The sequence below is a fragment of the Psychrobacillus sp. FSL K6-1464 genome (genome assembly GCF_038003145.1).
GTDB lineage: Bacteria > Bacillota > Bacilli > Bacillales_A > Planococcaceae > Psychrobacillus > Psychrobacillus psychrotolerans.
Genome location: NZ_JBBOOP010000001.1, coordinates 2,606,467 through 2,620,541, shown reverse-complemented (window position 1 = coordinate 2,620,541; position 14,075 = coordinate 2,606,467). Strand labels below are relative to the sequence as shown.

Genomic DNA, 14,075 nt, shown 5'->3' with positions numbered 1-14,075 from the left:
AAATCTACCAATGCCGTTACAGTGATTTATAAGAATGAAATACCGTCTTATCTACGAAATTTTTCCACAATTAATTCAACCCTAAGTGAGGGTGACATGGAGCAAATAAAAGGAATTCTCCTAAAGTGCCCATCCCCTTCTACTACTCCTCTTATCAATCATTTCTCTATTCCATTTGAAGATTTAAAACTAGGAGTAAAATGTGAAAGTTGTAGTTTTATTGGGATGCAAAAAATAATATGTACGTGGTATTGCCCTAAATGTTGCAAGACCAATTCCTATGCACATTATAAAGCAATTTCTAATTATTTTTCACTTTGCAAAGAAACGAGCATTAATAAAGAATGCAGAGATTTTCTTTTGCTAAACAATAGAAATGAGGCAAAAAGAATACTTTCAAACTCTGGCATATTGAAATGTGGAAAAAGCTCTGCTACGTACTATAAACAAAGGTTATATTAATAGAATATTACGTATATTACTCATCCTATTCACTTTAATAAATGAGTGTGCTAAAGTGTATGAAAGTTGTAAATAACACATTTGTACATTTGAGGAGGACACTTCATGAAAAGGTTTGGGTTATTGCCACGAATAGTGGTAGCGATAGTAGCTGGTGTTTTATTGGGATTAGTTGTCCCTAAAATAGTAGTGGAGATTATGGCTACTTTTAATAGTATTTTTAGTTCATTTTTAGGATTTATTGTTCCTTTCATCATTATTGGTTTTATCGTTCCGGGGATAGCTAAACTCGGAAAAGGTTCTGGTAGATTACTAGGGATTTCTACGGGTATTGCTTATTTATCTACTCTAGTAGCAGGTTTTATTGCATTCTTTATCGCTTCCAATTTACTGCCGAAGCTTATTGGTGGGAAAGAGAGCGTGAAGTTAGAAAATCCAGAGGAGTTTTTAATAGGTGGGTTATTTGAAATGCCCATCCCTCCAATGATGGATATTATGACTGCATTGGTTTTCTCCTTTATTATGGGAATTGGAATTTCTAAATTAAAAGGAAACACGTTACAAAATGCATTTGAAGAGTTTAGTGAGATTATTGAAAAGGTAATTTCGTTTGTTATTATTCCGTTGTTGCCGATACATATTTTTGGGATTTTTATGAATATGGCTTACGGTGGTCAAGTGGCAAAAGTATTATCTGTTTTCGGAGTTGTGTTTGTCATGATTATCGCACTGCATATTGTAATGCTTCTATTACAATATACTGCTGCCGGTACTGTAACTGGAAAAAATCCTTTGAAGCTGTTAAAAACAATGTCACCAGCCTACTTTACAGCTTTAGGTACACAGTCTTCAGCGGCAACTATTCCGGTGACGTTAAAACAGGCGCAGAAAACGGGTGCTTCCGATAAAGTAACAAACTTTACGATTCCTCTTTTTGCAACTATTCACTTATCAGGGAGTACGATTACGCTTGTCTCATGTTCCATTGGCGTATTGCTAATAAATGGGCAAGATATTCTGTTATCTACGTTTATACCATTTATATTCATGCTTGGTGTAACAATGATCGCAGCTCCTGGAGTTCCAGGTGGAGCCGTTATGGCAGCATTAGGTTTACTGGAAACAATGCTCGGCTTCAACGGGGCTATGATAGGCTTAATGATTGCTCTTTATATTGCACAGGATAGCTTTGGAACAGCGACAAATGTAACTGGTGACGGAGCACTTGCGATTATCGTAGATAAGTTTTCTAAGACAAATTAAGTTTTTTTATAAATAAATGTTTAAGTCCGAATTAGTTGGGTATATAAATCATGAACTCAAAAATAGAGAGGATGATTCATTATCAGTTCGGAAGATTTACCTTATACAGAACAGATGGACCACGCATTTAGAGGAGTACATGGTTTTGGATACGATGAATTGAGACAAAGTCAGGAATTACGATTGCAGGTCGAAAACAAGCGACAGCAGGATCATGAAAAATGTATGCAATTAGCGGCTAAACTTGATGCCCAAGCATTTAGGGGATAATATACAAGAATCCATGGAGAATTTCTCCGTGGATTCTTTTTTGTTTACACTAGCTTCATAGTGAAATCCATTCTCAATTAGAAAGTTCTTAATGAAAATAAAGGAAGATTACTATTTACCTAATAGTTTAGTGAAAAGTCAATAGAAAACAGTAAATCTGTATATTCTACAATATTAAATAGAATATGCTTCAAAAGATTTGCAAGGTACCTTCGTTTGGGTTAAGATTAGAATGATAATAAATTAGAATGATTATACATTCGTATTTACTTAATGGAGGTTATTAAATGTCGACTTTAGCTATTAAAGATTTACACGTTGCAATAGACGGTAAAGAAATTTTAAAAGGTGTTAATTTAACAATTAATACGAACGAAATTCACGCAGTAATGGGGCCCAATGGTACAGGTAAATCTACTTTAGCTTCTGCTATTATGGGTCATCCAAAATATGAAGTTACATCTGGTTCAATTGAATTGGACGGCGAAGATGTATTAGCAATGGAAGTAGACGAACGTGCGCAAGCAGGTCTATTCCTAGCAATGCAATATCCAAGTGAAATTACTGGAGTAACAAATGCAGATTTCTTAGGTTCAGCAATCAATTCACGCCGCGAAGAAGGCGATGAAATCTCACTAATGAAATTCATCCGTGAGCTTGATAGCAAAATGGAATTTTTAGAAATGGATTTAGATATGGCACAACGTTATTTAAATGAAGGATTCTCAGGCGGAGAGAAAAAACGTAACGAAATTCTTCAATTAATGATGTTACAACCAAAATTCGCTATTTTAGATGAAATTGACTCTGGTCTTGATATCGATGCTTTAAAAGTTGTTTCTAAAGGGATCAACCAAATGCGCGGAGAAGGATTCGGAAGCTTAGTAATCACTCACTATCAACGTCTTCTTAACTACATCACACCTGATCATGTTCATGTAATGATGCAAGGTCGCGTAGTTAAATCTGGTGGACCTGAGCTTGCTCAAAGACTAGAAGCAGAAGGCTATGAATGGATTAAAGAAGAATTAGGAATTGAAGACGAAACAGTTGGACAAGAAGCATAAGAAAGGAGTCGAATAAGCATGACGGTTGAAACAAAATTGGCATTAACCGAGCAAGATATCCGCTCCTTTTCAGAAGGTAAGCAAGAACCAAGCTGGATGACAGAACTTCGTCTAAAAGCATTTGGTCAACTTGAAACACTTCCGATGCCAACACCAGATAAAACAAAAATTACTAATTGGAATTTCACTGAATTTCCAGTTCATACTGTAGAGAGCAGCAAATTTACATCTTTAGCAGAATTACCTGAAGAAGTGAAGGCTGTCGTAAATGCAGAGCAACAAAACATTTACATTCAACATAATAATACACCTGCTTTTCTTTCATTATCAGAAGAGCTAAAAGCAAAAGGTGTTATTTTAACAGATATATACACTGCAATTCGTGAGCATTCAGCACTTGTTCAACAATACTTCATGACCGATGGTGTCAAAGTAACAGAACATAAACTAACTGCACTTCATGCTGCATTATTAAACGGTGGTGTATTCTTATACGTACCTAAAAATGTAGTAATCGAAGAACCAATTCAAGTTATTTACTTACATGATGATAAAACAGCTTCTCTTTTCAATCACACTTTACTAGTAGCTGATGAAAATAGTTCTGTAACATATGTAGAGAACTACTTATCTACTGTGGATCATGCAGAAGGATTAGCTAATATCGTGACGGAAGTCATTGCCAAAGACAATTCAAGAGTTACATTTGGAACAGTTGATGTTCTAGCAGAAGGATTTACAACATACGTTAATCGTCGTGGTGTAACAAGTCGTGATGCAGTTCTTGAGTGGGCACTTGGTATGATGAATAATGGTGATACTATTTCTGAAAATACAACACATTTAGTTGGAGATAATTCAGAAGGTCATGTGAAAATGGTTGTTGTAGGTCGCGGGAAACAAAAGCAAAACTTTACAACAAAAGTAATCCACTGGGGCAAACATACGGAAGGTCAAATTCTTAAGCACGGCGTTATGAAAGACGAAGCATCATCTATATTCAATGGTATTGGTAAAATTGAGTACGGTGCTACTAAATCTAACGCAGAGCAAGAATCTCGTGTATTAATGCTTAGCGAAAAAGCACGTGGAGATGCAAACCCTATTCTTTTAATCGATGAAGATGATGTAACAGCAGGTCACGCAGCATCAGTTGGCCGAGTAGATCCACTTCAGTTGTACTATTTAATGAGCCGTGGTATTTCTCAACATGAAGCAGAGCGTCTAGTAATTCATGGATTCCTTGCTCCTGTCGTAAACGAATTACCGATAGAAGGCGTGAAGAAGCAACTGACGGAGGTTATTGAAAGGAAAGTTCGCTAATGCTCAATACTAAAGAGATTCGAAGCTATTTTCCGATTTTAAACCAAGAGATTAACGGTCATCCATTAGTCTATTTAGACAATGGGGCTACTTCTCAAAAACCAATTCAAGTAATAGACGCGATCAAAAAGTATTATGAATTTGAAAACGCAAATGTGCATCGTGGTGTTCATACGCTGGGTAACCGAGCGACGGATAGTTACGAAGGAGCACGTGAAAAGGTTCGAAAATTTATTAATGCTAAGTCTACTAAAGAAGTTATTTTTACTCGTGGTACAACAACCGCTATCAATATGGTGGCACAGAGCTACGGCCAAGCTAACCTAAAAGAGGGCGATGAAATTGTTATTACGCATATGGAGCACCATTCCAATATTATTCCTTGGCAGCAACTAGCTAAGAGAACAGGTGCCGTATTAAAATATATTGATTTAGAAGCTGATGGTACACTTTCTTTAGAGAAGGTTAGAGAAACTATTACTAACCGAACTAAAATTGTGTCAATCGTTTATGTATCGAACGTCTTAGGAACCATGAATCCGATTAAAGAAATTACACAAATTGCACATGAACATGGAGCTGTAATGGTAGTTGATGGTGCTCAAGCTGCACCACATCTAAAATTAGATGTTCAAGCACTTGATTGTGACTTCCTTGCATTCTCTGGACACAAAATGTGTGGGCCTACTGGAATAGGGGTACTATACGGAAAAGAAGCTTTATTGGATAAAATGGAACCAGTCGAATTTGGTGGGGAAATGATCGACTTCGTAGGTTTGTATGATTCTACGTGGAAAGAACTTCCTTGGAAATTCGAAGGGGGAACACCAATAATTGCTGGTGCCATTGGTCTTGGAGCTGCAATTGATTTCTTAGAGGAAATTGGCTTAGATGAAATTGAAAAACATGAACATGAGTTAGCTGCTTACGCCATGGAAAGAATGTCTACAATTGAAGGGTTAACCATTTATGGACCTGTCGATCCTGCGAAACGTGCAGGAATTGTTACATTCAATTTAGATGATGTACATCCACATGATGTTGCAACAGTTTTAGATATGAGTGGAATTGCAGTTCGTGCAGGACATCACTGTGCACAACCATTGATGAAATGGTTGCAATGTGTGGCAACTGCTCGTGCTAGTTTCTATATATACAATTCAGAAGAGGATTTAGATCGTCTAGTTACTGGATTGCTTTCAGCAAAGGAGTATTTTAACGATGTCTTCTAATTTAGATCAACTTTATCGCCGTGTCATTATGGATCATTATAAAAATCCTCGTAACAAAGGTAGTATCGAGGATGGCGCTTTGACAATTGATATGAATAACCCTACTTGTGGAGATCGCATCCATTTAACACTTCAAGTGGAAGATGGTAAAATTCAAAATGCGAAATTTGATGGAGAAGGATGCTCGATTTCTATGGCATCTGCTTCTATGATGACACAAGCAGTTAAAGGAAAGTCTGTAGAGGAAGCTTTACAACTTTCTAGTACTTTTTCTGAAATGATGCTTGGGAAAGATTATGATGACTCTTTAGATCTTGAAGATATAGAATCATTAAGTGGTGTTTCTCAGTTTCCAGCACGTATCAAGTGTGCAACTTTAGCTTGGAAGGCAATGGAAAAAGGCGTTTCAGAAGAAAAAGAATAACAGACGAACGGAGGAAATACGATGGCTAAAAAAATGCCTGAAATTGGTGATTACAAATATGGTTTCCACGATAAAGACGTATCCATTTTCCGTTCTAAACGTGGATTAACGAAAGAAATCGTAGAAGAAATATCACGTATGAAATCAGAACCACAATGGATGTTAGATTATCGCTTAAAAGCGTTAGAAATTTTTTACTCAAAACCAATGCCTCAATGGGGTGGAGATTTAGGGTCATTAAACTTCGATGAAATTACGTATTACGTGAAGCCCTCTGAACAAACAGAAACTTCATGGGATGAAGTACCAGAAGAAATCAAAGCTACTTTTGATAAATTAGGTATTCCTGAAGCAGAACAAAAATACCTTGCAGGTGTTTCTGCACAATACGAATCAGAAGTTGTATATCATAACATGAAGCAAGAGCTTCAAGACTTGGGTATAATATTTAAGGATACTGATTCTGCACTTCGTGAAAATGAAGATATTTTCAAAAAGCATTGGGGTACAGTAATTCCTTCTTCCGATAATAAGTTCTCTGCACTTAACTCTGCAGTATGGTCGGGTGGATCATTTATCTATGTACCACCAGGCATTAAAGTGGAAACACCATTACAAGCATACTTCCGTATTAACTCTGAAAACATGGGTCAATTCGAACGTACGCTAATTATTGTAGACGAAGGTGCTTCTGTACATTATGTAGAAGGATGTACAGCTCCTGTTTACACAACAAATTCACTTCATAGTGCAGTTGTTGAGATCATTATTAAAAAAGATGCTTATTGCCGTTATACAACAATCCAAAACTGGGCAAACAACGTTTATAACTTAGTTACAAAACGTGCAGTTTGTGATGCAAATGCAACGATGGAATGGATTGACGGAAATATTGGATCTAAACTAACGATGAAATATCCAGCCGTTATCTTAAAAGGTGAAGGCGCTCGTGGTATGACTCTTTCTATCGCAATTGCTGGTAAAGGTCAACACCAAGATGCTGGTGCGAAAATGATGCATTTAGCTCCAAATACTTCTTCTACTATTGTTTCGAAATCAATTTCTAAACAAGGTGGTAAAGTAACATACCGTGGTATCGTTCATTTTGGCCGTAAAGCTACTGGTGCACGTGCGAATATCGAATGTGATACATTAATCATGGATAATCAGTCTACTTCTGATACAATTCCTTACAACGAAATCTTGAATGATAATATTTCTTTAGAGCATGAAGCAAAAGTTTCAAAAGTATCTGAAGAACAATTATTCTACTTGATGAGTCGTGGACTTAGTGAAGAAGAAGCAACTGAAATGATCGTAATGGGCTTCATCGAACCATTTACAAAAGAACTTCCAATGGAATATGCTGTAGAAATGAACCGTCTTATCAAGTTCGAGATGGAAGGCTCTATCGGTTAATCCAATTATATAAATGCAGCAGGGTGTACTTCACCTTGCTGCATTTTTTTATACTCTAAATAGGCAAATTGCTAAAAACTGTTAGGTTTGGTTATAACTATTAAGTGGTACTCAGAAAGTAGTAGAAGTATTTTGTAAAGAGAGGTATCGACAATGATTGTATTTGAAAGAGAAAAAAGCTATGTCATGGTTACTCAAGATGATCATGCACAAGTTTCCAAGCAAATAGCAGAACATTGTAAAGATGATTTTTATTACGATTCTAAAGATGTGCAGGAAGTCGTTCTCGCCATTCAAGAGCATGACCGTGGTTGGATAGATCCGGATAAGTCCCCAGTATGGAATGATCAATTAGAACAGCCTTTCTCGTTTATAGATTATCCTACAGATCTTAAGATTTCTTTTTATGGAAAAGGATTAGATGAAGTAGAGGAAATGAGTAAGTATGCTTGTTTATTGTGTAGTTTACATTACTCCTCTTTTGTCCAAGATGCTGATGAAACTGCAGTTCAAAGATTTTGGGATATAGAAAAGCAAAGACAGGATCGACTTTATGATGAATTAGGAATTGTCGGCAATGAGAAAAAGAAAGAAACGTTAATGTACCATTTAGATCTGCTGAAGTTTTCAGATTTTCTATCTTTGTTTATTTGTTTACACGAGCCAGGAGACAACGATAAATTGCATCCATTTTTTAAAAATGGATTTCCACAATTATTCCTATTCGTCACGCAGGAGCCAATTATAGCTAGCTGGGAAAGCGATGAAGTCGTTACTTTATCCTTCTCCCCCTTGAAGAGCGAACTAAATGTAAAGCTTACGTATAAAGAAGTATGGAAAGAACAGATTGAGAAAGATGGACTATTGCAGGCATTTAAGGATACTCCAGTTGCGCATAGAAAAGTTACGTTTAAATAATAGTATGCAAAAACCAGTCAAAGTAATTTGACTGGTTCTGTCTCTTTTTAAACCATCACAACAAACTGAGAAGCAAAAGATTGTTCTGTCTCTATTTGGATAGCTTGAATTTTAGCAACTTCTTTTTTCCTTACTGAAGCACAATCAGCAGTATTAAGAATTGTATTTTTGTCGATTAAAGAAGAGAAGTAATCCGCATCTTTTAGAGCACTGTTTAACCCAAATGCTCCAGTAGGAGTCATCGTGTGAACTGCATCTCCGATTAAAGCCAACCCTTTTTTCCCCCAAGTCTCACTAGAGCTACTATACACATCTAATAGAACAAAATCCTTCCAAGATTGAATGTTTTCTCGAACGGTTTGTTCAAGTTCTGGAAAAGCCATTATGAGTTGCTCGATAAATGGAGTAAAAGGCTGTTTTCTAAGTGTTGCAAAAGAACCCTCTTCGATATTCCAACCAATTTGTATATAACCCTTTGCCTGTGTAAATAGGGAAATTTGCTTCCCTCCAATTAAAGTCATTCGAATAGACGGTTCCCAATTTACAGGTGCTGGTATTCTAGCCCAGAGTAAATCATATCCGTGTTTTCGAATAGTTACATCCAGATCAGCTTTCTTACGTACGGTCGAATAACGACCATCTGCACCAATAACCAATTCACTTTCAATAATAATTTCTTCTCCATTTTCGGATGCTTTTACTCCAGTGTAGGAGCCATGTTCATCTTGTAAAAGTTCATCAACTTTTGTATTCAGCATTAAATGGAAGTTTGTATATTTCTTTGCAGCGTCTATCAATACTTGTAGTAAATGTGCTTGAGGAACATGAATACCAAGATGTCCGATCTCGGGATGAGGTAAAATAGTTTTAAATACTTCCCCATGCTGCCAATATTCAAGTTTTTTCATTCGTAAAAGCCCGAGCTTTTCTATTTCGTCAAATAAGTTATATTTTTTTAGAATCGCTTCGCCTTCTTCATTTAAATGTTCTCCACGAAACGTTTTTCCGATTTGATTTGTTCGCTCTATTAATACAACAGATATATTTTTCTTTGCCAATAAATACGCTAGAAGGGCACCACCAGGACCTGCACCGACTATACATACATCTACTTTCATCATGTTATTTCCTCCCTTTGCTTCAAAAAAGCGTAATGGGCTATATGTAACGACGACACTTATATATTTTAGCTAAATAAAAAATTATTATCCATCTTTTCATCCTTTGTGGGTTAATACGCTAATACGTGGAGTGCATACAGCTGAATACACCCAACTGAGTGATTATGCTATTATAGTAATAATAGTGAGGTGTTGTAAATGATTCAAATTGGCCTAACAGGATGGGGGGATCACCCTGACTTGTATGTATCCTCGGCAAGAGAAAGGTTACAAGATTACAGTGCACATTTTCCAGTGGTGGAATTAGATGCAGCATTCTATGCAATTCAACCAATAAAAAATAGCTTAAAGTGGATTAAAGAAACGCCAGATAATTTTCAATTTGTTGTAAAAGCTTATCAAGGTATTACGGGTCATTTACGTGGTGATTTCCCTTTTGATTCGATCGAAGAAATGTTTGCATTATATCGACAATCGGTTATGCCATTTAAAAATTCGGGAAAGCTATCAATGATACTTGCACAATTTCCTCCTTGGTTCCAATGCACAAAAGAAAATGTACAATATATACGTAAAGTGAGAGAAGAACTAAAGGACTTTGAAGTGGTTATTGAGTTTCGTCACCAATCTTGGTATTCTTCTGAATATAAAGATTCTACGCTTCATTTTTTAAAAGAGAATGGACTTCATCATAGTGTTTGTGATGAACCGCAGGCTGGGGATGGTAGTATTCCTTTAGTTCCAATTGCAACTACGAACAAGGTACTCGTAAGGTTACATGGTAGAAATACTTATGGGTGGGTTAATCCGGGCAATAATGTGAAGTGGAGAGAAGTAAGATACCTATACGATTATAATAAAGAAGAGCTTTCTTCTATTAAAGGTATTTGTGAGTATTTAGAGAAGCAGGCAAAAGAGGTTGTTGTGTTGTTTAATAATAACTCTGGAGGTCATGCAGCCAGTAATGCCAAAACATTTCAAAGTATGTTAGGAATAGATTTTGAAGGACTTGCTCCAAAACAATTAGATTTTTTTGAAGGAGATTTTTAAATGGAATGGATTATACTAGCAATTAGTGGACTTTTCTCTGGAATTGTAGGAGCATTGGTTGGCCTCGGTGGAGGCGTTATTTTAGTACCGGCTATTTTGTTTTTTGGAGCTTCTCTTAGTTTAATACCAAATATTACTCCGCAAAGTGTTGTTGGTCTTTCTGTGGTTATGATGATATTCACAGGACTTTCTTCTACGCTATCCTATATGAAAACCAAAACGGTCGACTTTAAAAGTGGATTTATTTTTTTCATTGGTAGTATTCCTGGTACTATACTCGGAGCATTTGTAAACAAAGGACTGGACTTACCTTCTTTTAATTTATACTTTGGTATCTTACTTGTTATTTTATCTACTTTATTGTTGGTAAGAGATCGTTTAAGTCCTGTTCGATGGTTTGTAGAAAATGGGAAAAAGAAAACCTTTAATGATGGCGATAAAACATTTGTATATGGATATCCAATTTGGTTCGCATTATTATTAACTTTTGGTGTTGGATTCGCATCGGGTCTATTTGGTATTGGTGGAGGATCTATACTCGTACCAGCGATGATATTACTATTCCTGTTTCCGCCTCATGTGGCTGTGGGTACGTCTATGTTCATGGTTTTTCTGTCGTCTTTAGTGAACTCTGTCACACATATTTCATTAGGAAATGTACCGTGGTTGTATACGATTCCGGTTATACCTGCTGCCTATATCGGAGCTAAGATAGGAGCAAAGTTAAATAAAAAGTTGAACTCAGATACACTAGTTTTGGCTTTACGAATTGTACTTTTATTATTAGGTATACGATCGATTATAGAAGGACTATTTTAACGTAAAATATGTAATGGATAGGGTGGGCAAAGAATGAGAGAGACGATTTATATATTCCACACAAATGATTTGCATAGTCATCTAGAAAACTGGCCCGCTATTCAGCAATTTCTCTCAGATACTCGGAAGAACCTTGGTGACAAGGCTTCCTATTTAACATTAGATATTGGAGATCATCTAGATCGTTCGAATATATATACAGAGGGTACACTTGGAAAGGGAAATGTGCATCTTCTAAATGATGCCAAGTATGATTATGTAACGATAGGAAATAACGAAGGCATTACCCTAAGTCATGAAGAATTAGAAACGTTGTACATAGATGCTAATTTTGAAGTGATTGTCTCCAATTTCACGGAGTTAGGAGGAAATATTCCTTCTTGGGTATTACCCCACAAAATACATGTAACACCAACTGGTATACGGATTGGCATTGTTGCGGCAACTGCTGACTATGGTATTTACTATGAAAAATTGGGATGGCAAATTCAAGAGCCGATTACCCGACTGAAAGAGGTATGTAATACACTTCGTCCGCAAGTAGATGTTCTTATTTGTATGTCACATTTAGGGAAATCACTTGATGAAATACTATCTTTGGAAATACCACAAATTGATGTGATATTGGGTTCACATACACATCACACGTTTGAAAAAGGTAAAGTAATTGGGAACACGTTGCAAGCTGCTACCGGTAAATTCGGTATGAATGTCGGACTTGTCACGTTGGAATTTGATCATGTAGCAAAAGTTATCCAATCGAAGAAGGCAGTTTTATTTCCTACGGAAGCACTACCAGTTCCACTATATTCAAACGATTTACAGACTGCTTGGGAAAATGAAGGAATAGCGGAGATGTCTAATATTGCTTTTTATAATTCTTTTTTATTGAAGAAGGATTGGTTTAAGGAATCGGATCTATCCCGCTTTTTCGGAAAAGCACTTCTAGCTTTTACAAAAGCGGATTGTGCCATGTTTCCAGCGGGGATATTCTTAAAGGATCTTCAACAGGGGCCGATTACTGCAAGAGATCTACATCAATGTTTGCCTCATCCGATAAATCCTTGTGTTATTACATTAACCGGTGCAGAACTACTAGAAGTTATCCGAACAGGGAAAAATGAAAAATGGCCAACGCTTGAAGTAAAAGGGTTAGGGTTCAGAGGTAAATACCTTGGGGTCATATTATATGAACAGCTAATAGAGTTAGAAAGTGGTATAGTTCTAGTAAATGAATCTCCTATTGAACTAGAAAAAGTATATACATTGGCAACTTTAGATATGTTTACATTTGGTTACTTTTATCCGTCTTTAAAATTTGCTCCCAAACAGTATTTTATGCCAGAAATGATTCGAGATATTGTGAAATGGTATGGACAGCTTGAAAAAAGTGAATATGAGTCATGAAAATCCTCTTTCTTACATAAGTAGTAATTAGGGGGATTGTTTTTGTTCTATAGAAAGAAGAAAAAACGATTGACTTTCTTTACTAATCAGCGGAAATTAGCCATTTTTTTAGTTTGTTTTATGTTGTCAGTGGGAGGCCTCATCTATTATATTAATAAACAATTGACAGCTACCTATTTGGAATATGCAGAAGTACAAACAACAAAAATAGCATCCATGGTAATAAATAAAGCAATTAACTCAAGAATTTCAAATACGCTCGATGTAAATGACATAATCGAAGAGGTGCCATCAGACAGTACTACAATGGTAACAACTCGATTTAATACAGAAATTATAAATCGTATACTATCTGATACAAATCAGTTAGTTCAGTCTCATTTGGAGCAGGCTGAGCAGGGGAACTTTTCTAGCCTACCGTATTTAGATGACATCGAGTACGATAAACAAACGATGGAGGATCAGGGGGGAGTTGTATTCTTCGTTCCGATTGGGCAAGCGACGAATATCCCCATCATAGGTAACTTAGGCCCTAAAATTCCTATACGCTTTCACGTTATCGGAAATGTTCAATCGAATGTAGTTCCTTCTATTACTAAGTTTGGAATAAACAATGCTTATGTGGAGGTTAATATCCACATTACGGTAAATGTACAAATAATAGTTCCTCTGGCAAGTAAGATGAGTACGGTGGAACAGAGTATACCTGTGGCAATGGGAATCGTGCAAGGCCAGGTTCCTTACATTTACACAGGAGGAGACGGGGACGCTGCTCCATCAATTGAAGTACCATTGCCATTACCTGAAAAATAAAAATCCTTAAGAATATTGTTTTTACTGCTATACTAGTGGAAATGAATAAGAATAGGTAGAGGCCGCATAACAAAAGAGTAGTTTACAGGAGAATGACAACTGTGATTGTAAACGAAAGGAAGTTATGCCGAAATTAGATGTTGACCGTCAAGTCAAATCTAGTTGGGGTTATTTTGAACAAAAATAACACTGTCATTTATACATATGTATAAATGGAGAGCTACAAAGTATAAAATTTTCGCTTGAAATTTTATCTAAAAGCCAACCTATATTTATATTAGGTTGGCTTTTTTATATTCTAAGGCATAATGCACTTGTTCATTCATCTTCATTAGTGTCGTCAGCTCATAACTCATCGAGTCTTGGGGTATATAAGATGTAGATCATGCAGTCGTTGCGATAGGATGTCGCGAATTTAGACTGCCTACATTGGAGTAGGCGCATACGCATTTCATACTGTCTAGCTTCAGCGCCTAGCCCCTCGAGT

The 14,075-nt window shown here is 36.4% G+C and carries 12 protein-coding genes and 1 riboswitch; of the genes, 11 read left to right on the top strand and 1 reads right to left on the bottom strand.

Translation table 11 applies throughout. The features are described 5' to 3' along the window. The first annotated feature begins 567 nt into the window (after nt 1-567). From MKX39_RS13285 to MKX39_RS13255, 7 genes are all read left to right on the top strand, one after another. Nucleotides 568-1,725, top strand: coding sequence for a dicarboxylate/amino acid:cation symporter (locus MKX39_RS13285; RefSeq protein WP_340769803.1), 1,158 nt, complete (start codon nt 568-570; stop codon nt 1,723-1,725). Between the two features lie 557 nt (nt 1,726-2,282). Next, nucleotides 2,283-3,062 (top strand): Fe-S cluster assembly ATPase SufC, encoded by a 780-nt coding sequence (sufC, locus tag MKX39_RS13280; protein ID WP_340769802.1) that lies wholly within the window; start codon nt 2,283-2,285, stop codon nt 3,060-3,062. Nucleotides 3,063-3,080: 18 nt separating this feature from the next. After that, on the top strand, nt 3,081-4,385 hold the full coding sequence (gene sufD / locus MKX39_RS13275) for a Fe-S cluster assembly protein SufD (RefSeq protein ID WP_340769801.1): 1,305 nt from the start codon (nt 3,081-3,083) through the stop codon (nt 4,383-4,385). Next, nucleotides 4,385-5,617 (top strand): cysteine desulfurase, encoded by a 1,233-nt coding sequence (locus MKX39_RS13270; protein ID WP_340769800.1) that lies wholly within the window; start codon nt 4,385-4,387, stop codon nt 5,615-5,617. The genes sufD and MKX39_RS13270 overlap by 1 nt, the downstream gene beginning before the upstream one ends. Continuing rightward, nucleotides 5,607-6,041 carry a Fe-S cluster assembly sulfur transfer protein SufU gene (gene sufU / locus MKX39_RS13265; protein WP_093537764.1) on the top strand — a complete coding sequence of 145 codons (435 nt, stop codon included), beginning with the start codon at nt 5,607-5,609 and terminating at the stop codon, nt 6,039-6,041. The genes MKX39_RS13270 and sufU overlap by 11 nt, the downstream gene beginning before the upstream one ends. A gap of 21 nt (nt 6,042-6,062) precedes the next feature. Continuing rightward, nucleotides 6,063-7,460: a Fe-S cluster assembly protein SufB gene (gene sufB / locus MKX39_RS13260; RefSeq protein WP_093537765.1), complete on the top strand. Its 1,398-nt coding sequence runs from the start codon at nt 6,063-6,065 to the stop codon at nt 7,458-7,460. Between the two features lie 153 nt (nt 7,461-7,613). Continuing rightward, entirely contained in the window at nt 7,614-8,378 is a 765-nt protein-coding gene (locus MKX39_RS13255) for a DUF3891 family protein (protein WP_340769799.1), read from the top strand. Nucleotides 8,379-8,425: 47 nt separating this feature from the next. Here MKX39_RS13255 and MKX39_RS13250 read toward each other — a convergent pair whose 3' ends face one another. Further along, a complete protein-coding gene (locus tag MKX39_RS13250; RefSeq protein WP_340769798.1) occupies nt 8,426-9,499 on the bottom strand; it encodes an FAD-dependent monooxygenase in 1,074 nt (357 codons plus the stop codon). A gap of 198 nt (nt 9,500-9,697) precedes the next feature. Here MKX39_RS13250 and MKX39_RS13245 point away from each other — a divergent pair, with 198 nt between their 5' ends. The 4 genes from MKX39_RS13245 to yunB are packed head-to-tail and all read left to right on the top strand — an operon-like array spanning nt 9,698 to nt 13,588. Then, nucleotides 9,698-10,549 carry a DUF72 domain-containing protein gene (locus tag MKX39_RS13245; RefSeq protein ID WP_340769797.1) on the top strand — a complete coding sequence of 284 codons (852 nt, stop codon included), beginning with the start codon at nt 9,698-9,700 and terminating at the stop codon, nt 10,547-10,549. Further along, nucleotides 10,550-11,368, top strand: coding sequence for a sulfite exporter TauE/SafE family protein (locus tag MKX39_RS13240; protein ID WP_340769796.1), 819 nt, complete (start codon nt 10,550-10,552; stop codon nt 11,366-11,368). It begins immediately after the preceding gene. A 33-nt stretch (nt 11,369-11,401) separates the two neighbouring features. Then, complete coding sequence (locus MKX39_RS13235) at nt 11,402-12,775, top strand: bifunctional metallophosphatase/5'-nucleotidase (RefSeq protein WP_093537770.1); 1,374 nt, start codon at nt 11,402-11,404, stop codon at nt 12,773-12,775. Between the two features lie 42 nt (nt 12,776-12,817). Continuing rightward, the gene (yunB, locus tag MKX39_RS13230; RefSeq protein WP_093537771.1) at nt 12,818-13,588 is read left to right on the top strand and encodes a sporulation protein YunB; all 771 of its coding nucleotides are present in this window, start codon (nt 12,818-12,820) and stop codon (nt 13,586-13,588) included. Nucleotides 13,589-13,636: 48 nt separating this feature from the next. Next, nucleotides 13,637-13,819, top strand: a riboswitch (Lysine riboswitch). Nucleotides 13,820-14,075: the final 256 nt, after the last annotated feature.

What these genes read in the sequence shown, in the direction of transcription:
- MKX39_RS13235 (WP_093537770.1), top strand. Translation starts at nt 11,402, where the DNA reads ATGAGAGAGACGATTTATATATTCCACACAAATGATTTGCATAGTCAT.
- sufC (WP_340769802.1), top strand. Translation starts at nt 2,283, where the DNA reads ATGTCGACTTTAGCTATTAAAGATTTACACGTTGCAATAGACGGTAAA.
- sufU (WP_093537764.1), top strand. Translation starts at nt 5,607, where the DNA reads ATGTCTTCTAATTTAGATCAACTTTATCGCCGTGTCATTATGGATCAT.
- MKX39_RS13285 (WP_340769803.1), top strand. Translation starts at nt 568, where the DNA reads ATGAAAAGGTTTGGGTTATTGCCACGAATAGTGGTAGCGATAGTAGCT.
- MKX39_RS13270 (WP_340769800.1), top strand. Translation starts at nt 4,385, where the DNA reads ATGCTCAATACTAAAGAGATTCGAAGCTATTTTCCGATTTTAAACCAA.
- sufD (WP_340769801.1), top strand. Translation starts at nt 3,081, where the DNA reads ATGACGGTTGAAACAAAATTGGCATTAACCGAGCAAGATATCCGCTCC.
- MKX39_RS13240 (WP_340769796.1), top strand. Translation starts at nt 10,550, where the DNA reads ATGGAATGGATTATACTAGCAATTAGTGGACTTTTCTCTGGAATTGTA.
- MKX39_RS13255 (WP_340769799.1), top strand. Translation starts at nt 7,614, where the DNA reads ATGATTGTATTTGAAAGAGAAAAAAGCTATGTCATGGTTACTCAAGAT.
- MKX39_RS13245 (WP_340769797.1), top strand. Translation starts at nt 9,698, where the DNA reads ATGATTCAAATTGGCCTAACAGGATGGGGGGATCACCCTGACTTGTAT.
- MKX39_RS13250 (WP_340769798.1), bottom strand. Translation starts at nt 9,499, where the DNA reads ATGATGAAAGTAGATGTATGTATAGTCGGTGCAGGTCCTGGTGGTGCC.
- sufB (WP_093537765.1), top strand. Translation starts at nt 6,063, where the DNA reads ATGGCTAAAAAAATGCCTGAAATTGGTGATTACAAATATGGTTTCCAC.